The sequence below is a fragment of the Aeromonas sp. 600479 genome (assembly GCF_049175515.1).
GTDB lineage: Bacteria > Pseudomonadota > Gammaproteobacteria > Enterobacterales > Aeromonadaceae > Aeromonas > Aeromonas veronii_A.
The window spans coordinates 1-22,128 of record NZ_JAAKVF010000030.1; the positions used below are offsets into that span (position 1 = coordinate 1).

At 61.1% G+C, this 22,128-nt stretch carries 20 protein-coding genes; 5 read left to right on the plus strand and 15 right to left on the minus strand.

What is annotated here, in order from left to right:
- Positions 1-101: 101 nt before the first annotated feature.
- Entirely contained in the window at positions 102-530 is a 429-nt protein-coding gene (fur, locus tag G5149_RS20610; RefSeq protein ID WP_005334301.1) for a ferric iron uptake transcriptional regulator, read from the minus strand.
- A gap of 241 nt (positions 531-771) precedes the next feature.
- Here fur and G5149_RS20615 point away from each other — a divergent pair, with 241 nt between their 5' ends.
- Complete coding sequence (locus G5149_RS20615; protein WP_005334300.1) at positions 772-1,245, plus strand: DUF4442 domain-containing protein; 474 nt, start codon at positions 772-774, stop codon at positions 1,243-1,245.
- Between the two features lie 89 nt (positions 1,246-1,334).
- Here the strand turns inward: G5149_RS20615 and fldA are convergent, their stop codons facing one another.
- Genes fldA through G5149_RS20635 form a run of 4 tightly spaced genes read right to left on the minus strand, consistent with a single transcriptional unit; the run spans position 1,335 to position 3,257 of the window.
- Positions 1,335-1,859, minus strand: a complete 525-nt coding sequence (gene fldA / locus G5149_RS20620) for a flavodoxin FldA (RefSeq protein ID WP_005334298.1) — start codon at positions 1,857-1,859, stop codon at positions 1,335-1,337.
- A 39-nt stretch (positions 1,860-1,898) separates the two neighbouring features.
- Positions 1,899-2,195 (minus strand): LexA regulated protein, encoded by a 297-nt coding sequence (gene ybfE / locus G5149_RS20625; protein ID WP_005334297.1) that lies wholly within the window; start codon positions 2,193-2,195, stop codon positions 1,899-1,901.
- Between the two features lie 20 nt (positions 2,196-2,215).
- Positions 2,216-2,437 (minus strand): DUF2788 domain-containing protein, encoded by a 222-nt coding sequence (locus tag G5149_RS20630; protein WP_005334296.1) that lies wholly within the window; start codon positions 2,435-2,437, stop codon positions 2,216-2,218.
- A gap of 55 nt (positions 2,438-2,492) precedes the next feature.
- The gene (locus G5149_RS20635) at positions 2,493-3,257 is read right to left on the minus strand and encodes an alpha/beta fold hydrolase (RefSeq protein WP_421213583.1); all 765 of its coding nucleotides are present in this window, start codon (positions 3,255-3,257) and stop codon (positions 2,493-2,495) included.
- Between the two features lie 292 nt (positions 3,258-3,549).
- Here G5149_RS20635 and seqA point away from each other — a divergent pair, with 292 nt between their 5' ends.
- Positions 3,550-4,059, plus strand: a complete 510-nt coding sequence (gene seqA, locus G5149_RS20640; RefSeq protein WP_421213571.1) for a replication initiation negative regulator SeqA — start codon at positions 3,550-3,552, stop codon at positions 4,057-4,059.
- Between the two features lie 58 nt (positions 4,060-4,117).
- Positions 4,118-5,767: a phosphoglucomutase (alpha-D-glucose-1,6-bisphosphate-dependent) gene (gene pgm, locus G5149_RS20645; RefSeq protein ID WP_021231101.1), complete on the plus strand. Its 1,650-nt coding sequence runs from the start codon at positions 4,118-4,120 to the stop codon at positions 5,765-5,767.
- An 89-nt stretch (positions 5,768-5,856) separates the two neighbouring features.
- Here the strand turns inward: pgm and mltB are convergent, their stop codons facing one another.
- The 10 genes from mltB to G5149_RS20695 form a co-directional block, all read right to left on the minus strand.
- Complete coding sequence (gene mltB, locus G5149_RS20650; RefSeq protein WP_421213573.1) at positions 5,857-6,939, minus strand: lytic murein transglycosylase B; 1,083 nt, start codon at positions 6,937-6,939, stop codon at positions 5,857-5,859.
- A gap of 132 nt (positions 6,940-7,071) precedes the next feature.
- Positions 7,072-7,686: a CDP-alcohol phosphatidyltransferase family protein gene (locus G5149_RS20655; protein ID WP_421213574.1), complete on the minus strand. Its 615-nt coding sequence runs from the start codon at positions 7,684-7,686 to the stop codon at positions 7,072-7,074.
- A gap of 14 nt (positions 7,687-7,700) precedes the next feature.
- Entirely contained in the window at positions 7,701-8,351 is a 651-nt protein-coding gene (locus G5149_RS20660; RefSeq protein WP_421213584.1) for an ATP-binding cassette domain-containing protein, read from the minus strand.
- Between the two features lie 23 nt (positions 8,352-8,374).
- Entirely contained in the window at positions 8,375-10,009 is a 1,635-nt protein-coding gene (locus G5149_RS20665; protein ID WP_421213576.1) for an ABC transporter permease, read from the minus strand.
- 77 nt (positions 10,010-10,086) lie between these two features.
- On the minus strand, positions 10,087-11,307 hold the full coding sequence (locus G5149_RS20670) for an ABC transporter substrate-binding protein (protein WP_421213578.1): 1,221 nt from the start codon (positions 11,305-11,307) through the stop codon (positions 10,087-10,089).
- Between the two features lie 17 nt (positions 11,308-11,324).
- A complete protein-coding gene (locus G5149_RS20675; protein WP_421213579.1) occupies positions 11,325-13,478 on the minus strand; it encodes an FAD-dependent oxidoreductase in 2,154 nt (717 codons plus the stop codon).
- On the minus strand, positions 13,478-14,059 hold the full coding sequence (locus G5149_RS20680; RefSeq protein WP_005344442.1) for a carboxymuconolactone decarboxylase family protein: 582 nt from the start codon (positions 14,057-14,059) through the stop codon (positions 13,478-13,480). The genes G5149_RS20675 and G5149_RS20680 overlap by 1 nt, the downstream gene beginning before the upstream one ends.
- A 25-nt stretch (positions 14,060-14,084) precedes the next feature.
- Complete coding sequence (locus G5149_RS20685) at positions 14,085-14,759, minus strand: DUF1499 domain-containing protein (protein ID WP_421213580.1); 675 nt, start codon at positions 14,757-14,759, stop codon at positions 14,085-14,087.
- Between the two features lie 179 nt (positions 14,760-14,938).
- Positions 14,939-15,217, minus strand: a complete 279-nt coding sequence (locus G5149_RS20690) for a peptidylprolyl isomerase (protein WP_040066119.1) — start codon at positions 15,215-15,217, stop codon at positions 14,939-14,941.
- Positions 15,218-15,359: 142 nt separating this feature from the next.
- Positions 15,360-15,734 carry a hypothetical protein gene (locus tag G5149_RS20695; RefSeq protein WP_421213581.1) on the minus strand — a complete coding sequence of 125 codons (375 nt, stop codon included), beginning with the start codon at positions 15,732-15,734 and terminating at the stop codon, positions 15,360-15,362.
- Positions 15,735-16,248: 514 nt separating this feature from the next.
- On the opposite strand from G5149_RS20695, the gene G5149_RS20700 reads away from it, so the two are divergent.
- Positions 16,249-18,024, plus strand: a complete 1,776-nt coding sequence (locus tag G5149_RS20700; protein WP_139406364.1) for an autotransporter assembly complex protein TamA — start codon at positions 16,249-16,251, stop codon at positions 18,022-18,024.
- 61 nt (positions 18,025-18,085) lie between these two features.
- A complete protein-coding gene (locus tag G5149_RS20705) occupies positions 18,086-21,886 on the plus strand; it encodes a translocation/assembly module TamB domain-containing protein (RefSeq protein WP_421213582.1) in 3,801 nt (1,266 codons plus the stop codon).
- Positions 21,887-22,128 lie beyond the last annotated feature (242 nt).

The following is a 22,128-nucleotide window of genomic DNA, read 5'->3' on the forward strand; positions in this document are numbered from 1 at the left end:
CCCGATGCGGTACATAGGGGGTTCTGAGTAGAGAAATGCTAGTTGAAAATGTGTAAACCTATTTCAGGACTAGACACCGTTATCTGCAAGTCGCGGGCGACTTATTCGTCGTGCTTGCACTCACCGGTAGCACAATGACCGTAGAGGTAGAGGCTGTGGTTGGTGAGACGGATATTGAATTTCTTGGCGATCTCGCGCTGACGCTGTTCGATCACTTCGTCGGAGAACTCGATCACCTTGCCGCAGTCGAGGCAAACCAGGTGGTCGTGGTGCTCCTGAGTGGCCAGCTCGAATACCGACTTGCCACCTTCGAAGTGGTGACGGGTAACGATACCGGCATCATCAAACTGGTTGAGAACGCGATAGACGGTAGCGAGACCAATCTCTTCACCCAGGTCGATCAGTCGTTTATAGAGATCTTCGGCGCTGGTGTGCTGGCAGTCCGGCTGTTGCAGGATTTCCAGGATTTTGACCCGGGGCAAGGTGATCTTGAGCCCGGCCTTTTTTAACGCTTGGTTGTTGTCTGCCATATTCTACTTATTCGCATTCTCGAAGGTGGGGTTATTCTGATGGACTGCCGCAGGAATGGCAACCTTGAACTCGCTTGGCCTGTCATTATAGGTCGTAGCCTCCCTAAAAATAAACCCAGCAATTCAAGGGGTTTAGCCATAAAGGGCCGGTTGGATTGAAATAATCAATCGTGTCGTCCGACTTGCTGGCATGGCAGATGTTGATAAGATGTAACTTTCATATTCTGGTCGGATGAGATCCATGGATTGGCTTTTTGACAATGCGGCCTGGGTGCGCCGCGCACTCAACGCCTGGCCCCCTTTCTGGGGTGCCGGTATCAAGATAGAGACCCTGAGCGATGACTTTCGCTACTGCCGGGTGACCCTCAAATCCCGCTGGTGGAACAAGAACGCCAACCGCACCCAGTTTGGCGGCAGCATGTTTGCCATGACGGACCCCATCTATCCACTGATGCTGATGGGCTACTTCAAGAATCGCTACTACGTCTGGGACAAGGCGGGCAGCATCAACTACATCAAGCCGGGCAAGGGCAAGCTGGTGGCCGAGTTCAACCTGACCGAGGGCAAGTTGGCCGAAATCGTGGCGGCGACCGAAGGTGGCAACAAACACTTCCCCGAATTCGAGGTGACGGTACAGGACAAGAGCGGCGAGCTGGTGGCGCAGGTCAAGCGCACCCTCTATGTGCGAGCCAAACCGGAGCACAGAGGTGAATAACAGGGGAGAATGAAGGCAGGCATCGCCACTTGCAGATACAACAAGGGCCCGTCAGGGCCCTTGTTGTCAGAGATATGAGGGGAAGCGGATTACTCCAGCTCGCCCAGGCACATCTCTTCGTGCAGCTGCTTGCACCAGCCCTTGACGCGCTCGGCGGTCAGCTCCGGCTGGCGATCTTCATCGATACCCAGACCGACAAAGTGCTTGTCATCAACCAGTGCCTTGGAGGCTTCGAACTCGTAGCCGGCAGTCGGCCAGTGACCGATGATGATGGCGCCTTTTGCTTCGACGATGTCGCGCAGGGTGCCCATGGCATCGAGGAAGTACTCGGAATAGTCTTCCTGATCACCGCAACCGAAGATGGCGACCAGCTTGTTGGTGAAGTCGATTTCGCCCAGATCGGGGAAGAAGTCGTCCCAGTCGGCCTGGGCTTCGCCGTAGTACCAAGTCGGGATGCCGAACATCAGCAGATCAAAGCTCTCGATGTCTGCCTTGCTGCTCTTGGCGATGTCACGGACTTCAATCAGGTTTTTGCCCAGCTCTTTCTGGATCATCTTGGCGACAGCTTCGGTGTTACCGGTATCGCTGCCAAAAAACAGACCTACACTTGCCATAGTGTTTAGTTACCCGTATTTGGTGTTAATGCTTGACGCTCAGACTGCAATGTCCACCGCAAAGGCGGACTCAATCTGTTGTTTCAGGATAGATTGGATCAGCTCGGCTCGGCTGATGTTCTGTTGTAACGCAAGTTGGTTCAGGCGCTCCAGCAACTCGGCCTCCACCTTTAACTCTACCCGCTTCAGCCCATTTTCCCGATCGCGCTTAAGCTGGTTACGCTTGTTGATCTTGAGCTGGGTCTCGCGGGGGAGTGGATTGGTCTTTGGCCTGCCGGGGCGCTTCTCATTTGCGAACAGATCCAGTGTTGTTCGATCAGTTTGCTGTTTGGCCATACATCACAGATGAAAATAAGTTAGCCGAGTCCTGAGCCTTCCCAGCCCAGTTCGATCAGCCCCTTGGCGACAAAACCCGCACAACCCAGAAACAGTACCAACCAGACGATAAAACGACCGAAACGGGGCACGTTGCCGCGCTTGAGCACGTCCTGAATGGCCAGGCCAATCAATATGAAAATGGCCACAAAGAATAACTTGAGGCCCAAACTTTCGATCAGGTCGATATGTTCACTTAGCATGGATTGCGCACACTCCTTATGACGGGCGCACTATATCACAAAGGATTTGGAACTGTTAACCGCCTGTCGACAGGAAATCCACAACCAGTTTGTTGAACAACATCGGTTTTTCAGCATGCAGCCAGTGGCCGGTTCCGGCGATGACACGCACCTTTGCCGCCGGGAATTGGGCCAGTACGGCCTCGCTGTATTGGGGCTGCATATAGTCAGAATCCCCCCCTTTGATAAAGAGCACCGGCCCCTCGAAGCGATGCTCATCCTCTGGCCAGCCCATGATGTTGGCGTAGTTTTGCTCAAGGGCGGGCACATTGAAGCGCCAACCCCAGCCCTGCTCGCCTCTGGCGAAGGATTTGAGCAGAAACTGGCGCACCCCGGCGATCTCGATGTGCTGCGCCAGCATGGCTTCCGCTTCACTGCGGCTTTGCGGCGGCGTGCGCAGTGTGGCGTTGAGGCCGGCAAAGACATTCTGGTGGCGGGAGTGGGGATAGGCGACTGGCGCCATGTCAGCTACCACCAGTTTGCTCACCCGCTCTGGCGCCAGCTTGGCGACCTGCATCGCCACCTTGCCACCCATCGAGTGACCAATCAGGGTCGCTTCGGCAATATTCAGCCGATCCATCAGGGTCAGGATATCGGCTGCCTGGGCCGGATAGCTCATCTCGCTGCTATGAAAGGAGGCACCGTGGTTGCGCAGATCGACGCTGATGACCCGATAGTGCTCGCCGAGGGCGCGGGCCAGCAGACCCAGGTTGTCGAGGCTGCCAAACAGCCCGTGGATCAGAATGACGGCCGGTCCCTGACCCTGCTCTTTGAAGTTCACTACGCTCTTTTGTTGCAAAATGACACCTTGTCGGTCGTGAGTGCGTATCGCTGTTTTATTTAACGCACTGGAAAGAAAAGGATTTCGTCCAGCGGATGGGAAATAAATGTGGTTTTTTTTCTAAAAAATCCCGTCCGGATCGGCTATCAGTGCGGCTGATCACACACTTGGCCCACTATTATGCCGTATTCTCGATGAGATTCATGTACATCTGCCAGCCCCTTGCTTGGGCTGTCGGGTTTGCCTATGTATAATCGCCGCATCCGAATTTCGACGAGTCCAGCGCATCCCTATGAAAACCATCGAGCTTGATGACGATCTCTACTTCTATATCGCCAGCCAGACCCGGCACATTGGTGAGAGTGCCTCCGATATCCTGCGCCGTCTGCTGGAACAGCCTGCTCACCAAGGTGTGCCGGTTGCCGAGCCCGTTGCCGTCGCGCAGCCCAGTGCGGTAGCCACCCAACAAGGGCTGCAAGCCCTGCTCGATTCCGGTGAGCTGCAAAAGGAAGAGAAGTCCATCAACCGCTTCATGCAGGTGCTCAGTACCCTCTACCGGGACGATCCGGTCGGATTTACCCAGGCCACCGAAATCAAGGGGCGCAAGCGCGTCTATTTCTCACGGGATCCCGAGGCTCTGCGCGCCAGTGGCAGCACCACCAAGCCCAAGCCGGTACCGGAGACCCCGTTCTGGGTGATCACCAACACCAACACCAGTCGCAAGCAGAACATGGTGGCCCAGCTGATGAGCAGCATGGGTTACGGTGACGAGGTGATCGCGCAGGTGTGCGGCGCAATCTAACGGTTTTTCAAGACTCAGGCCTTGCCCGGCAAGGCCGCCATTACGCAAGGAAAACGCCATGGCTCAGCATTCCCACGCCGGTCAGCCGGCCCGTTTAAGCGACCTGACCAACATTCCCCGTCTGGTCAGCGCCTACTACCTTAACAAGCCGGACATGAGCCGCCCCGAGCAGCGAGTTGCCTTCGGTACCTCCGGCCACCGTGGCAGCGCCCTGCACAGCGCCTTTACCGAATCCCATATTCTGGCGGTGACTCAGGCCCTGGTGGAGTATCGCCAGCAGGCCGGCATCACTGGCCCGCTGTTTGTCGGCATGGATACCCACGCCCTGTCCGAATCCGCCTTTGCCAGCGCAGTCGAAGTGCTGGCCGCCAACGGCGTTGAAACCCGCATTCAGGCTGGCCTCGGCTTTACCCCGACCCCGGTCATCTCGCACGCCATCCTGCGCCACAATGCAGGCAAACCGGCTGCCCGTGCTGACGGCGTGGTGATCACCCCGTCCCACAACCCGCCGGAAGATGGTGGCTTCAAGTACAACCCGCCCCATGGTGGCCCCGCCGAAGGGGAGATCACCAAGTGGGTGGAGGACCGTGCCAACGCCATTCTGGAAGCGGGTCTGGCCGGCGTGAAACGGATGCCGTTCGCCGAGGCGCTCAAGAGCCCGTTCGTGGTCGAGCACGACTATGTCACCCCCTATGTGGATGATCTGAAAAACGTGCTGGACATGGATGCCATCAAGAACGCGGGCATCAAGATCGGTGTCGATCCGCTGGGCGGCTCCGGCGTCGCCTACTGGGACGTCATCGCCAAGACCTACGGTCTGAACATCGAGGTGGTGAACTACAAGGTCGACCCGACCTTCTCCTTCATGACCCTGGATAAAGACGGCAAGATCCGGATGGACTGCTCCAGCCCGTTCGCCATGGCCAGCCTGATCGCCCTCAAGGACAAGTTCGACATCGCCCTTGGCAACGACCCTGACTACGACCGTCACGGCATTGTTACCAAGTCCGGCCTGATGAACCCGAACCACTATCTGGCGGTGGCAATCCAGTATCTGTTTACCCATCGCACCGGCTGGTCTGCCGATGCAGCCGTCGGCAAGACGCTGGTCTCCTCGTCCATGATCGACCGGGTTGCCGGCGAGATTGGCCGTACCCTGAAAGAGGTGCCGGTCGGCTTCAAGTGGTTCGTGGATGGCCTCTACAGCGGCGAGTTCGGCTTTGGTGGCGAGGAGAGCGCAGGCGCCTCCTTCCTGCGTAAAGATGGCACCGTCTGGACCACCGACAAGGATGGCTTCATTCTGGCGCTGCTGGCGGCGGAAATTCTGGCGGTCACCGGCAAGGATCCGCAGGCCCACTACGACGCGCTGGAAGCCAAATTTGGCCGCTCCAGCTATCGCCGTATCGACGCTCCGGCCAACAGTGCCCAGAAAGCGGTGCTCTCCAAGCTGGATCCTGCTCTGGTAGAAGCCTCCACCCTGGCCGGTGAGCCCATCATCGCCAAGCTGACCAAGGCGCCGGGCAACGATGCTGCCATCGGCGGTCTCAAGGTGGTGACCGAGAACGGCTGGTTCGCGGCGCGCCCCTCCGGCACCGAGTCCATCTACAAGATCTATATGGAGAGCTTCAAGGGCGACGCGCACCTCGACCTCATCCAGCAAGAGGCCCAGCAGATCGTCTCCGCGGCACTGGCCAAGGCCGGGGTCTGATTTCGGGTCAATCTACCGTGAATAAATAAAGTAATTGGTATAAAAAGGAGCCGTTAAGGCTCCTTTTTTTATCTGCTGCTCGCGGTCTGTCAGCGCGCTGCCTTCACCGCCAGCCCCAGCTGCCACACCGCCATGGCGTAGTGGGTGCTGTGGTTGTAACGGGTGATTGTGTAGAAGTTGGGCAAGCCGTACCAGTATTGGTAGCCGGTGCCGACATCGAGGCGTAGCAGGCTCGCTTCGCTGTGGTTGCCCAGGCTGCTGGTTGGCGTCAGCCCTGCGCGGCGCAGGGTGGCGATGGGGTAGCGGGTCTGGAAGCCATGCTCATAGCCGGGCAGTTGGCCCTGACCGCGCACCGCGACCGGTTGACCTTTCTCCCAGCCGTGGGCCTTGAAGTAGTTGGCGACGCTGCCGATAGCATCCACCGGATCCCACAGGTTGGTGTGGCCGTTGCCGTCAAAGTCCACCGCATAGCGCTGGAAGCTGGAGGGCATAAACTGGCCGTAGCCCATGGCGCCCGCATAGGAGCCCTTGGGTTCGGTGGGATCCATCCCCTCGTCGCGGGTCATCACCAGGAAGGCTTCCAGTTCGCTCGTGAAGAACTCGGCACGGCGCGGGTAATCAAACGCCAGGGTGGCCAGCGCATCCAGAATGCGGGTCTTGCCCATCACCCGGCCCCAGCGGGTCTCGACCCCGATAATACCGACGATGATCTCCGGCGGCACCCCGTAGATCTGCTCCGCCCGGTTCAGCTCGCTTGCGTATTCGCGCCAGAAGTTGACGCCGTTCTGTACGTTGTCGGGGGTGATGAACTTGGCGCGATAGCGGTTCCAGGCGCCGGTCGGGCCGGTGGGCTTGGCGGTAGTCGGCGCCTGGGCATCCATCAGGCGGATGATCCAGTCGTAACGCTCTGCCTGTGCCAGCACCTGATGCAGCTGGGCGTTGTCAAAACCGTGCTTCTCGACCATCTTCTGGACGAACCGGTCCACGTTGGGGCGATTGGCGAAGTCCCCCTTGCTAACCCCTTGTGTATAAACGGGTTTGCTCGATGGCGCCTGATTGATAAAGGCGCTCTTGGGCTGGGGGACGACCACGGGTTTTGGCGCTGGGGCGCTGCTGCAGCCACCGAGCAGGGGGAATAATGACAGAGTGAGAAGAGAGGCAAGGCGACGCATAGGGTTCTCAAAGAGACTGATAAAAGTGCCGCCATGGTAAAACATTGCCATCCCCGTGCAAGTGTTCCGTGCGCCTTGTTTGCCGCCAATTCATCGTGCGATGGATTAGCCCTTCTGTGAGGGCTTTGCAGTTTAGGGCTGGGGGGGACGTAGAGTGTGGTAGCCGCTCCAGAGTCGGGTCAGGGTGGTGATGGCGCAGAGCAGGGCAAAGCCGTAGGCGAGCGGGGCGAAGGCCGCGGGCCACAGGCACATCAGCACGAACAGGGCGATGGTCTCGCTCCCCTCGGTGAGGCCGCCCAGATAGTAGAGGGATTTGTGGTGGTAGACCGGATTGTCGATGCCCCGCTTGCTCGCCATGATGGCAAACGCCAGAAAGCTCGAGCCGGTGCCCATAAAGGCAAACAGCAGGGTGGCGGCAGGCAGCGCATTGGCGGGGGCAGCGAGGGCAAAGCCCAGTACCACGGCGGCATAGAAGATGAAATCCAGCGTGATGTCGAGAAAGCCGCCGCAGTCGGTGATGCCGGTTTCCCGCGCCACGGCGCCATCGAGCCCGTCCAGCAGCCGGTTGAGCAGGATGGCCGCCAGCGCCCACTGATAGCAGCCAAAGGCCAGCAGCGGCAGAGCCAGAATGCCGATGGCAAAGCCGGTGAGGCTCACCTGATTAGCACTGATCCCGGCGCGGCAGAGCGGTTTGGCAAGTTGGGTGAGGGGGCTGCGGATCACGGGGATCAGATGGCGATCAAACAAGGTGAATTCCTCGGTTAAAAACAGGATTCGGTGAGGTGGAGTATGGTGCCCGGCGCGTCTTCCGCATCGTGGGTCACCAGGATGGCGGGGATGGCCAGCGCCTTGATCTGCGCGAACACCAGCTCGCGAAAGGCGGCCCGCAGCGGCTTGTCGAGGCGGGAGAAGGGCTCGTCCAGCAGCAGGGCATCGGGTTCGGCCAACAGCGCTCGCAGCAGACTGACCCGCGACCGCTGCCCCCCTGACAGCAGCTGCGGCAGCTTGTCAGCCTGGTCCGCCAGCGCGACCTGTGCCAATGCGGTCAGCGCCTTTTCCCGCCGCGCACGTTTTCCCTTGATGGTCGCTGGCATGCCGAACATCAAGTTCTCCGCCACCGTCAGATGGTCAAACAGCAGATCATCCTGAAACAGCATGCCGATGCGCCGCGCTTGCGGCGGTAGGGCGTTGAGTAGCCGCTCGCCGAGTCTTATCTCCCCCTCCAGCCGGATCGGGCCGCTATCTGTCTGCGCGCTGGGCAGTACCCCCGCCAGCGCCGCCAGCAGCGAGCTCTTGCCACAGCCGCTGGGCCCCATCAGGGTCAGCACCTCGCCCGGCGCCACCTGCAGGGCGGGCAGTGAAAACAGCAGGTTTTCCTCCAGATAGAGGCGAAGAGGCGTGGTGCTCAGCATATGGCTGTTTCCATCATCAGAGTTCATCGTGAGCCGCTCCCCTTGAGCGCGGGATTGATCCGCGCCGGCAGCCAGAGTGCCAGCAGGTAGATAACGAGCGGCAGCAGCAGTTGCAGCAGGCCGTAGAGCCCAGCCAGCCGCCGGTTGAGGCCGCTGCCGATGGCCACCGCTTCGGTGGTGATGGTGACGACCCGGCCTGTGCCAAACAGCAGGGTCGGCAGATATTGGGCCAGGCTCACCGCCGCCCCCACCGCAAAGGCAAACAGCAGTGGGCGCGCCAGCAGCGGCGCTTTGACCTGCCACCAGGCTCGCCATGGCGTGGCCCCCAGCAGCAGGGCGCTCTGGGTGATCCGAGGATCGAACTGGCGATAGGGGCCGTGCAGGCACAAATAGACATAGGGAAAGACAAACAGCAGCTGGCTCCAGAGCACCCAGCCCCAGCCTATGCCATCGCCCCCCCACCCGAGGCTGAACCAGTCCACCCCGAGCCGGATACCGAACAGCAGGCTGGCCTGTGGCAGCAACAGCGGCAGGCAGATAAGCCAGAGCGGCCAGGGGCGACGGCCCGCCTGTGCCTCCAGACTCAGCACTGCCATCGCCAGCCCTATCGCCCCACTCGCCAGCGCCAGCAGGATGCTGCTGGCCAGCAGCGGCGACAGGGTCGGCAGCAGTTCGAACCAATAACGGCCGCTCCACTGGCTCGGCCAGAGGGCGGGAAAGGGCCAGCGCCGGGCGAGCGACCAGAGCAGCAGCGCCCCCAGCACCGCCAGATTGAGGGTGATAAGGGTGAAGGCAACGCCTGCTGCGAGCCGGTTGACAAAGGAGTGGGGCGCCGCCCGTTTACCATCGAGCCAGCGGCCTTTGCCCAGCTCTTGATGAAACCACTCCAGTAATCTGAGCAAGGTGATCAACAGCGCGGTGATGGCGAGCAGCAGCAGGGCGCCGCTGGCGGTGGCGCCGCGCCAGAGCAGATCCGGGTCCTGATACCAGAGCCACAACCGTACCGCCAGCGGGGCGGGGGCATCAGGCCCGAGCAACTGGGCGAGATCCACCACCGCCACTCCGTAGGCCGCCACCGCATAGATGGGCAGGCGCAGGGCAGGCCAGAGGGCGGGCAGCAGCAGGCGCCACCAGATCTGGGGAGCACTGAAGCCAAGGCTCGCCCCCAGCCACTGCTGGCGTGCCAGCAAGATGGGTTGCTGTGCGGCCATGGCCATCAGCAGCAAAAAGGGGGTCTCTTTGAACACGAGCAGTGCAATCAGCCCGAGCCCCCAAGGGTCGCGAATGGTCTGCCAATCGGGAGGCAGTTCAAACCCGGTCAGCGCTGGCGAGACGAGCCGCAGCAGCCAGCCGGAGGGGGCGAGCAGAAAGGCAAAGCCGATGGCAAAGGCGACGTGGGGCATGGCCAGCATGGGCGAGAGCAGACGGTGGAGCAGCCCGAAAGCCCGGCTGTCGCTGTGGGCCAACAGCAGGGCGGTCAACAGCAGACTACCGAGGGTTGAGGCGGCGCCAATCCACAGGCTCAGCGCAGCGGAGTGCCAAAGACCGGGTTGGGCCAGCAGCAAGGCAAGATGAGAGGCGGTCATCCCTTCCGCCAGCAGTTGCCACAGTCCCGCCAGCAATGGGATGACGAAGAGCGCCAGATAAATGACCGCCATCCCCACATTCATACTGGGGTGGCGTGTCAACCGGCGCCATGGTCGGGAGAGGGCAAGTTGGTGACCAGAAGCACTCATCAGTGGCCGTAACGCTCGGCCCAGGCGGCTTCGAGCCTGAGCTGCCAGCTGGGATGGGGCTCTGCCACGGCCTTGAAGCGCAGTGCCGGTTGTCCCTTGGCGGTGTCCGGCAGGGCATCGCTGCGCAGCACGCTGGGATCCCCCCAGAATGCCGGATTGGCCTTGCGTGCCTGCGCCGCCGGGCTCAGCAGAAAGTTGGCGACCACCTTGGCACCCGCACGGGCACTGGCGTTAAAGGGGATGGCGAGAAAATGGCTGTTGGTGAGCGCACCTTTTTCCATGGCGACCGCTTCCACGCTGGGGGGCAGGGCGCCAATCTGGGCGGCGCTTTGCGCCTCCTGCGGATTGAAGCTGATGGCCATGGCGAGTTCGCCATCATCGAGGAGCTGGCGGGTTTCGGCGGCGCTGCTGGGGAACAGTTTGCCCTTGCGCCAGAGTGCCGGATGCAGCTCATCGAGCCAGGCCCAGAGCGGGGCGGTGAGTTGGGTAAACTCGGTATCGGTCGCCTCCCGATAGAGGGGGGCGGGGTTTGGCGTCAATTCCAGCAGGATCTGCTTGAGAAAGCTGGAGCCATGGAACTGGGGCGGCTTGGGATAGGTGAAGCGGCCGGGATGGGCCTTGGCCCATGCCAGCAGGGCTGCAGCCGAGGTGGGCGCTCTGGCGACCTCTTCGGTGTCGACCATCAGATTTAGCTGGCCGATGCCCCAGGGGGCTTCCAGCCCTTCCACCGGCAGGGTGAAGTCCTCACTCACCGGCAGGGTGCTATCTACCAGCGCCATGTTGGGCAGCTCAGTGGTAAAGGGAGCACCGAGCAGCCCCTGCTCCTTGAGCGCCTTGAAGTTCTCGCCGTTGACCCAGAGCAGATCGATGGGCCCGCCTGCTTGCTTGCCCGCCTGCTTGTTGGTCAGCAGCTGGCTGACACTCTGGGCGATGTCATCCACCTTCACCTGCACCAGCTTGACCTGATAGTCGCGCGCCAGCTCCTGCCCGGCCCACACCAGATAGGCGTTGATCTCCGGGCTGCCGCCCCAGGCGTTGAAGTAGACGGTCTGCCCCTTCGCCTCCTCAAGGGTCCGTTGCCAGTTGTCATCAGGAGTGGCTAACAGCGGGCCGCTGGCCAGCAGTGGCAGGGCGCACAGCAGGGCGTTTAGCCGCTGTTTGAGCCAAGAGTTGCGGTGCGAGTTGAGGTGTGAGCCGAGCAGTGAGAATGGCTTGATCATAAACGTTTCCCTGGTTGTCAGGCGCCACGGCGCCAGCGGTGATAACGGGCCAGCAACGCCAGCATCCGGGTGGGCTGGTGGGCCCGTTTCCATTCACCCGCCACATATTTGTTCCCCTCCATCAGGGTGGGATAGGCGTGAATGGTGCCGAGGATCTTGCCAAGACCGAGGCGGTGACGCATGGCGAGCACGAACTCGGCGATCCGCTCACCGGCGTGAGTGCCCACTATGGTGGCGCCAAGGATAGTATCCTTGCCCGGCACGGTCAGCACCTCGACAAAACCGTGGCGCTCCCCATCGGCAATGGCTCTGTCCAGCTCGGCCAGCTCGAAGCGGGTCGCCTCGAAGGGGATCCCCTGCGCTTCGGCTTCCTTGCGATTGAGGCCAACCCGGGCAATCTCCGGCGTGGTGTAGGTGGCCGCCGGAATGACCCGATAGTCGGCCCGAAAGCGCTTGAACTGGCCAAACAGGGTATTGACCGCCGCATACCAGGCCTGATGGGCTGCGAAGTGGGTGAACTGGTAAGGGCCCGCTACGTCTCCCACCGCCAGTATGCTGGGGAAGTTGGTGGCAAGAAAACCATCGACCGCTATGGTGCCGCGGGGGGCAAGCTCGACCCCCAACTCCTCTAGCCCGAAGCCGCTGACGTTGGCGACCCGACCCAGTGCCAGCAGCAGTTGATCACCTTCCACCACCTGTGTCTCATCGCCCCGGCGCAGTTGCAGCCGGATGGGGAGATCCCCCTTGGCTGCGGGCAGATAGTCGGCTCGTTCGGCGCGCCAGCCGGTGAGTAGCTGCACGCCATCTCGGCTCATCTGCCCGGCAAGGGCGTCGGCTACCTCTCTCTCTTCGCGGGGCAGCAGTTGCTCCGAGAGTTCCACCAAGGTCACGGGAATGCCGAGCAGGGCGAAGCTCTGGGCCAGTTCGCAGCCGATGGGGCCACCGCCCAGCACCAGCAGGCGGCGCGGCGGGGTGCGCAGCTGCCAGAGGCTATCCGAGGTGAGGTAAGGCACCTGATCCAGCCCCGGCAGCTTGGGCACCAGCGGCCGAGCGCCGGTGGCGATGACGATATGGCGGCTGGCAAGGCGCTGGCCGTTCACTTCTACCTCCCAGGGTGAGACCAGCCGCGCCTCTCCTTCGATGCACTCCACCCCAAGCCCCTGATAGCGCTCGATGGAGTCGTGGGGCTCGACCTCCTTGATCACCTCAGCTACCCGCTCCATCACGGCGGCAAAATCGGCGCGGAAGTGGCTTGGGCTAAAGCCCAGCTCGTCGGCTTTACGCTGCTCTGCGGCAAAGCGGGCGCTTCGGATCAGCGCCTTGGAGGGGACGCAGCCACTGTTGAGGCAATCGCCCCCCATCTTGTGCTTCTCGATGAGCGCCACCTTGGCCTTCACCGCTGCCGCGATATAGCTGGTAACCAACCCACCTGCACCGGCACCGATCACCAGCAGGTTGTAGTCATAGCGAGCGGGTTTGCGGTAAGGGGCGAGTTGGCGCCGCAGCGCGAGGTGCGCGGTCAATTTTTTGACCAGCCAGGGCATCAGCCCCAGCAGGGTCAGCGCCACCATCAGGCCGGGGGAGAGGATATTGCCGGTGCTGGTTAACTGGCCAAGCTCGCTGCCCGCCAGCACGTAGACGAAGGTGCCGGGCAGCATGCCAAGCTGGCTGACCCAGTAGTAGGTGCTGACTCTGATGGGGGTGAGCCCCATCAGCAGATTGACCAGAAAGAAGGGGAAGATGGGGATGAGGCGCAGGCTCAGCAGATAGAAGGCCCCCTCCTTCGCCATGCCGGACTGAAAGGTGGCCAGCTTGTCGCCAAAGCGGGCGGTGACCCAGTCGCGCAGCAGAAAGCGGGCGCTGAGAAAAGCCAGGGTTGCGCCTAGGGTGCTGGCGAAGGAGACCAGCAGCAGCCCCCAGGCGACGCCGAACAACGCGCTGCCACCCAGGGTGAGCAGGCTGGCGCCGGGCAGGGAGAGGGCGGTGCTCAGCACATAGATAAGCACGAACAGCAGGCTGGCCGTGACAAAGTGGCTGTCAACCCATTGCGCCACTGTCGCCTGCTGGGTCTGCAAGGCGTCCAGAGTGAGGTAACGGCCAAGATCGAGGGTAAAAAAGGCGCCGATAAGGCTCCCCATCACCAGTGCAAGCAGCACGCGGGTCCGGTTCATCAGGCGTCCTTGCTGTCTGGCTGGGCGGGGCGTTCCGGTTGCACCGGCAGCTGGCAGAAGCCCTGCGGGGCGATATCGAGGGCGGCGTTGAACTTGGCCGACATGTTCTGGAAGGCGATAAGGCCGGTCAGCTCCACCATGGCATCGTCGTCGAACCAGGGCTTGAGGCGGGCTGCCTGCTCATCGCTCACCCCATCGAGGCCAGTCATCGCTTCGGTGTAGTCGAGCACCGCTTTCTCCCGCTCGTCAAACAAGGAGCTTTCGCGCCAGTTGGCCAGCGCCTCCACCTTCTCGCTGGAGCCGGCTCTCTTTACCAGGGTCATGGCGTTGATGTCGACGCAAAAACGACACCAGTTGAGCTGGGAGACCCGCACCGTCACCAGCGAGCGCAGCACGGGGTCGATGGGGGAGCGCTTGCGGTTGATGACGCCGTAGAGGGTGGCGACGGCGGCAAACAGGCGCGGCGAGCGGCCCCAGCATTTGCCCGGAATAAGCACCTGACCATAGTTGCGCTTTTGCAGCCAGAAAAAGGGGCGGATAAACCAGGCATATTCCCGGTCGGGTTTGACCTCAACGCGCATCAGTTACCTTCTTGTTGTTTCACACTTACGGTTTCAAATTGGGTTTGTAGGCCTGGCCGAGGCGCTCATTCAGGCGGGTCAGGAAATCCTCGATCCGCGCCCGGTTGGTGCCCAGATCGCTTTGCCCCTGACGGGAGGCTGATCGCATATCGATGCGGGTCTCTTTGGGGCCAGCAAAGACCCGCAGCGCCACATCATCCTGAAAGCCGAACCAGCCGGTGGTAACCACCGCATCCAGACCGTCGGGGCTGGGTCGTACCTGCCAGCCCAGCTCCTGCATCAGTTCGTTGGCTTCAATCACCACTTCGGCAGGAGAGACCCTGGTAAAGAGAGGACCGGGTTTTGCCTCAACTGCTTTCAGCGGTGCGCTATTTATTGGCAGATCCTGCGCCGTTCTGAGCTCTGCCGCCCAGCGCAGTTGGGGGGGATTGTAGGGATCTGTGCTCACATCGTTGATTAGCGGCATGCGCAGCGCCTGCAGCACAAAGGTCAGCGGTAGCAGCAGTGGCAAGGCGCCAAGGCCGCTGGCATAGCGGTTACGGCTCCAGGGCAGTCGTACCAGCAAGATCAGGGAGACAAGGGTTCCGATGAGACAGATCGCAAAACCGATCCACCAGGGCCAGAGATGAAAGCGGCTGCCGAGGGCGCCAGCGAGCGGGAGTAACCAGGCCAGCAGGGGCCACAAGCAAGAGCGGGGCATAGCACGGGATCCATCGTCGAATGTGGACAATGCCGAGAAGGATAAACTTAATTGCCTGATAACGTTAGTAAATTGATGCGAGTTTGGCGTGGTTTTGGTCAGTTTTGCGAGGGGAATGCAGAGGGAGGTGAAGCCCGCCTGACGGGAGCTTCACCGAGAAGATGGTCAGTTGTGATGACTTAGTTGCGATAGAGCACTTTGATCAGATGGAAGCCGAACTTGGTGCGCACCGGCCCCAGCACCTTGAGCAGTTCACCTTTGAATACGGCATCGTCAAATGCTTTCACCATATCTCCCTTGGAAAATTCTCCCAAATCGCCAAAACGCTTGCCTGAGGGACAGGTAGAGAAGCGCTTGGCCATCTGGCCGAAGTCGGCTCCCTTCTCGATCTTCTCCTTGATCTCCAGACACTGTTTTTCGGTCTTGACCAGAATGTGCTGGGCACAGGCTTTTTTCATCGGGGCGCTCCTGGAAGTGATGGTGACGATTGTTTACGCCAGGATGGCGGCACATCGTATTGACAAATGGGGGCGCAAGAGTACCCCAATTTGCCACCTGCGTCAGCCCTCACCGCCCGCCATTTACCGGCGATCGTCGCTCCTATTGGCGAGCGCGGGTTGCCAGCACTGCGCGGGGACGCGCTTGCCAGATGATCTCCAGCCCGAGCAGGGCGTAGAGGCTCCATATAGCCAGCGGATTGAGCCACTCCCCCCCCAGTTGCAGGGTCATCAGGGCGCAACCTGCCAGCAGCAAGGTGATCCCCGGCAGCCGCCAGTGGACGGGCAGGGGGGCCAGCATCGCCATCCCCAACAGAATACCGAGGCCAAACGGCAGGTTCAGGGCGGTAAAGGCCAGCGCCTGTTGGCCACTCATGCCGTTCAGCAGGGCCAGCAGGGCGCTGCAGCAGGCGAGAAAGGTGATGAACTCGAGACGATCGGCAATATAGTCAGCCATCTGTTCGCTACGTGCATGCATGATGTGTCTCCTTCAGTTGATGGTTCAAGTGTGAGGGAGGGACGTCTGCAAAGGCAGCGGGATAATTCGATTGCGCTGAACGAGCAATTCTTAATCACCCGCTACGGCGGGCTTTAGGGTGTGCCGGGTCTGTTAAACGGTGAGGGTGGGGCGATGCCGACAAACTCTGTCGTGGTGGGTTTCTGGTGGTAAAGAGAGGGGGAGAGGTGACAAATGGTGCCTGACGACGAAGTGAACCTTGTTCAGGGCAGGTCAATTCGCCCTCATCGGGAAAGCGGGCGGCGTCATTGTCACCAAAATGTGTGATTTGTGGTCAACCTCTTAAAAGATATGGTGAATTTGCCAATGGCACCGCGCTGTCGCTGGCCGATGCCTATGTTAGGATAAGGTTCGCTATTTTTCTGGCGCGCATTTTTGTGTCACGGCCATGCACGGCATGGCGTGCTGCGCCGCATTCGGGGTTGGCCCGAAAGGGCGCTGGTTTCCTTCACCACAGATTCAGGAATATTGACCTTTGACAGGATGCATTTCATCCCTGCTGGCAGGGTGTTCACTGTCCGGCCCTGCGTTTCGCCGCGGCCTGCGGGTACTGGGGGTGGGCCTGTTGCTGTCGCTGCTGGCTTCGCCCGCGTTTGCCGCCAAGCTCACCTATCAGGTCAAGGGGTTGAAAGGGGAGAACAAGGATAACGTTGAAGCCTATCTCAATGCCCTGCCTGTCTATCAGGAGCGGCAATACCGCCCGGCCCGCGCCAAAATCACCGAGAGCGTGCAAAAAGCGCTGCAGGTATATGGCTACTACCAGCCGAAAATCACCCTGAGCCGCGACAAGAAAACCCCTTCCAAAGTGGTGATTGAGGTGGACAAGGGGGAGCCGGTCATCGTCTCCCGCCTCGATATTCTGCTGGAGGGGGATGCAGGCAGCGACGAGCTCTACAGCGCCCTGCTGGACAAGTTGCCCCTCAAAGAGGGTGAACCCCTCAATCACGCCAAATATGAATCCATCAAGGCGGATCTGGGCAGCCTCGGGCTGGCCCGCGGTTACTTTGATGCCAAGCTGAGCAAGAGTCAGGTCAAGGTGTTCCCGGACAAGGGGACGGCGGAGATATTCATTCTGTTCGAATCGGGCCATCGCTACCGTTTCGGCGAGATCCGCTACGATGCCACCCCCGAGGCACTCCACCTTATTCGCCCGCTTATCAACATCAAGAGCGGTGACCCCTATCTTGCCATCCGTCTGGCCGAGATGTCGCAGGATGTCTCCTCCACCAAGCTGTTCCGTCAGGTCGATATCAAGCCGGTATTGAGCGAGGCGAGCAACTATCGGGTGCCCATCGCGGTGACGCTGGATAACCGGGTCGATCACGAAATCGAGACCGGTATCGGTTACGCCACCGACGTAGGGCCGCGGATGAGTGCCACCTGGGAGAAGCCCTGGGTCAACCGCTATGGCCACCGTCTGTTTGCCACCGCCAAGGTGTCGGCGCCGGAGGCCGAGCTCAGCTTCGACTACCAGATCCCGGTGGGTAACCCGCTGCGGGACTACTACTCCATCCAGACCGGTTACCAGTACAAGGACAACAACGATACCCGCTCCGATCTCACTACCATCGGTGTACACCGCTGGACGCGGCGGCCGGAGAGCTGGGATCGGGACGTCTTTATCCGGCTGGAGAACGAGATCTATACCCAGGGCGCCGACGAGGGGAACAGCTTGCTGCTGATCCCCGGGGTCTCCTGGTCCCGACTGCGGGTGCGCGGCACTCTGGTGCCCGATTGGGGGGATCGCCAGCAGCTGACGCTGGAGTTCTCCGACCCCAGATGGGGTTCCGACATCAGCTTTATGCGGGTGTGGGGGCGCAGCAAGTGGCTGCGTACCCTCGGCGATAACCACAGATTCCTGATGCGGGCAGAGCAGGGGGCCATCATAGGTGACAGCTTCTCGCTGGTGCCACCGTCCTTGCGCTTCTTTACCGGTGGCGATCAGACGGTGCGCGGCTTTGGTTATGAGAGCATCTCCCCCACCGGGCCGGATGGCAAGCTGACCGGTGGCCGCTACACCAGCGTGGCCAGTCTGGAATACAACTACCGCTTCAGCGAGAAGTGGCTGGGGGCCATGTTTGTGGATGGCGGTACCTCAACTACCGATTACAGCGAGCCCTGGAAAATAGGTACCGGCGTCGGTGTACGCTGGGTCACCCCCATCGGTCAGGTCAGGCTGGATCTGGCGGTCGGGGTATCGGAGGAGGACAAGCCCTTGCGGCTGCATTTCGCATTGGGGCCTGAATTATGATGTTGTCTAAACGCTTTTTTCTTTGGCCGCTGCGGCTGTATCTTGCGCGGGGGTCTGCATTGTGATCTGGCTAAAACGCATTTTTCTCTGGCTGATGGGGCTGGTGTTCCTGCTGCTCATCGGTGTCAGCCTGCTGGGCTTTACCCATCAGGGCAACAAGTGGCTGTGGCAACAGGCCAAAGGGGCGCTGCCCTCCCTCAAGGGGGAGCTGGTGGCGGGCCAGCTTGGCTATGGCTGGACTCTGGAAGGGGCGGGTTGGCAGGATGAGCTGGTGGATGTCACTGTGGATCGCGCCGTGCTCGATTGGGATCTGGGCAAGTTGCTGCAGGGAAAGCTCTGGATAAAATCCCTGGCGGTGACCCATCCGGTGGTCAAGGTAGCCGACTCCGAGCCCGCACCGGAAGAACCATCCGAACCCTTTGTCTGGCGCCCGCTGCCACTCAAAATTCAGATCGACAGCCTCAAGGTGGCCGATCTCGATCTGGCAGTGCCGGGTGTGGCCGTGACGCTGGGGTCCCTCGATATCGGCGCCACTCTCAACCGCAAGGGGCTGATTGTACGCGGCCCGGTGCTCGATAACCTGACGGTGACGCTGGATGACGCGGCGCCCGCCAGCGCAGCCAAATCTGCCAAGCAGCCGGCCGCTAACGAGAAGCAAGCCGGTGCTGCGGTGGCGCGCAACGACAAGGCCAGCGCCGAGACAGCCAAACGGGGCAAAGGGGCGCCAGCTGCAAATACGACAAAGGCTGCCCCCATTCTCCTGCCCGCCATTCATCTTCCTTTTCCCATCCAGCTGGAAGGGGTCAGCGCGACCCGGGTGCAATATAAGCAGGGCGAGCTGATTGAAGGGCTCGACAAGTTGCTGCTGTCGGCCACTGCTGCCGACGATCGCATCGAGGTGCGCGAGCTGTCGCTGCGCCACGCCATGGCCGATCTGGCGCTCAAGGGACACATCCAGCTCAGTGATGACTATCCGCTGGCGGTGACGCTGGATGCCAAGGCTCGCAAGGGGTTGCTGGATGGCGAGCTGCAAGGGGAGCAGGCCACGCTGGCGCTGAGCGGTTCGGTCGGCAAGCTGGGGCTGGCGTTGTCGGCCAAGGGGCCGATTGCTGCCAATCTCAAGGGCTCGCTGGCCGCCCTCGACCCGGATCTCCCTTTTGATGTGGCCCTCGACTGGAAGAGCCTCGGCTGGCCATTTCATAAGCCTGCCAAAGATGAGCCGAGCTATCGGCTGGACAAGGGGAGCCTGACCGCCAAGGGCAAGCTCTCCGGCTACCAGTTTGCCCTCAATACCTCCGGCAAGGGAACCGATGTCCCCCCCTTCAAGCTTGCGCTGGAAGGGAAGGGAGATCTGGATCGGCTCAGCAAGATCGCCTTGCAGCTCAATGGCCTCAAGGGGGAGCTCAAGCTCGATGGCAAGCTGGCATGGAACAAGGGGATCGAGTGGCAGGGGACCACTCTGTTCAAGGGGATCAATCCGGCCGAGCTGTTGCCTGAGCTGAAAGGGACGCTGGCCGGTGAGCTGGAGAGCCGTTTCGTGATGAACGAAGCGGGCCACTGGGAGCTGAAACTGCCCAAGCTCAAGGTGGATGGCAAGCTCAACCAGTACCCGCTGGCCCTCAAGGGGGAGCTTAGCGGCAACGACAAGATGGAGTGGCAGATCCCGGCGCTCTCGCTGCAAAGTGGCCCCAACCAGTTGCAGGCCAAGGGCAGCATCAGCACTGCCCAATGGAAGCTCGATGCCAACCTGCAGGCTCCCCAGCTGGGGGGGATCTATCCCGGCCTGAAAGGGGATATCAAGGGACAGGTGAAGGTCAGTGGCAATCAGCAGACGCCAAAAATCGATGCGGATCTCGTCTCCGACCGGCTCTACTATGCCGGCACCGACCTGAAGGGCATTAGCCTCAAGGGTAATGCGGTGATCGGTGCCAAACCGGCCGGTGAGCTCGCGTTGTTGGTGGCGCAGCTGAAACAGGGCGAAACCAAGCTCAGCCAGCTGGCCCTGAACCTCAGCGGCGATATCAGTCAGCATCTGTTGACCCTGACCATGAAGGGTGACCCTGTTGCGGCCAACCTCAAACTGGGTGGCGGCGTGCGCGGGGATCACTGGCGCGGGGCGCTCTCCGAGTTGCAGTTGAAAACCCCGCTGCGCCGTTGGGACTTGAGCTCCCCGTGGGCACTGGATCTCGATCTGCCGCGTCAGCGTCTGGCCATGGGGGATCTCTGCCTCGGTTCCCAGGGGGCCAGCCTCTGCGTCAAGGGGAGTCAGGTCTCCGCTGCGCAGGGCACCCTGGAGTTTGCCCTGAGCGAGTTTGATCTCAAACGGCTGCGCCCCTGGTTGCCGGACAACTTCCGCTGGCAGGCGACGCTCTCCGCCGATGGGCGTGCCAGCTGGCGTGGCAATCAGCCGACCCTGCATGCGGTGGTGCGCACCACGCCGGGCACTTTTGTGGCAGATGGCCTCAAGACCGACTATCAGCAGCTGGCTCTGGCCCTGGATTTCGAGCGGCAGCAGGCGGCCATTCGCCTCGATTTTGCCTCCAAGCAGATCGGCAATATCGATACCGATCTGCTGATCAGGGAGCCCGCCGGTCGCGGTCTGCTCGGTGGTCAGCTCAAGTTTGACGATCTCAAGCTCAATACCTTTGCGCCGCTCATCCCTGAGGTGCGCTCTCTGCAAGGGATCATCTCCGCCGATGCCCGTTTCGATGGCACCCTGGCGGCGCCCCTGCTGTTTGGCCAGCTCAACCTGCGTGACGGTGAAGTGCAGACTCACTCCGATATGGTGACCCTGACCAAGCTGGTGACCCGCCTCAAGATCGAGGGCAACCGCGCCGAGCTCGATGGTTCCATGCTGGTGGGCAAGGGGCCGCTGGCGTTGGGCGGCTGGCTCAGCTGGGCCAAGATGCCGGTCAGCGGCAGCCTCACCATTCAGGGCAAGGAGCTGGAGGCGCAATATCCGGGCATGGGCCGGGTCAGAGTCTCGCCCGATATCGCGGTGTCGCTGGGGGAGGAGACCCGGATTACCGGTCAGGTGGATATTCCCTGGGCGCGCATTCTGGTCAAGAGCCTGCCGGATTCGGCGGTGGCAGTCTCAGATGATGTGACCGTGGTCTATGACGATCTGCCCCCGGCCCCCAAGCAGGCCAGCCTGCCGCTGGCGATGAAGGTGGCGATCCGTCTTGGCAACGATGTGAAGCTCGATGCCATGGGGCTGAAGACCGATGTCTCCGGTGGCCTCAATATCCGTCAGGATCCCGAGAAACCGCTGGCTGGCAATGGCCAGCTGGTGCTGACCAACGGCCGCTTCAAGGCTTACGGTCAGAACCTCATCATCAAGGAGGGGCGGATCCTCTTCTCCGGTCCGCTGGATCGGCCGTTCCTCAACATCGAGGCCAACCGGGATCCCGATACCATCGAGGGTCAGGTGACGGTCGGGGTGCGGGTGACCGGCCCTGCCAGCAAGCCTGAGATCACTGTCTACTCCGAACCGCAGATGGCGCAGTCGGAACAACTCTCCTATCTGCTGCGCGGCAAAGGGTTGCAGACCGGCGGTGAGGATGGCGGTTTCAACGGTCTGCTGGTGGCCGGTGCGGTGAGTCAGGCCAATGGCGTGGTGTCGAGTATCGGCGAGTCGCTGGGGATGAGCGATGTCTCCCTCGATACCGCGGGCAGTGGTGACAACACCCAGGTGACTCTGTCTGCATATCTACTACCGGGCTTGCAGTTCCAGTACGGGGTCGGGGTTTTCAGCCCCATCGCCGAATTCAAGCTGCGCTATGAGGTATTGCCACGACTCTATCTGCAGGCGATGAGCGGGGTGGCTCAGGCGGTCGATATCTTCTATCGCTTTACCCTGTAACACGTCACTCTGTAACAAGGCAGAGATGAGAGTAAACGGGAGGCGCTGGCCTCCCGTTTTTATTGCGTGATTGGCAGCAGGCCACTGCTATAAGGCACTGGAGGGAAGAGAAATAGCAGATGGGGCAGGCCAGATATGCGAAAACCCGGCGCCAGACCGGGTTTGCTGAATGATGGTGGAGGGAGAAGGATTCGAACCTTCGAAGGCAGAGCCGTCAGATTTACAGTCTGATCCCTTTGGCC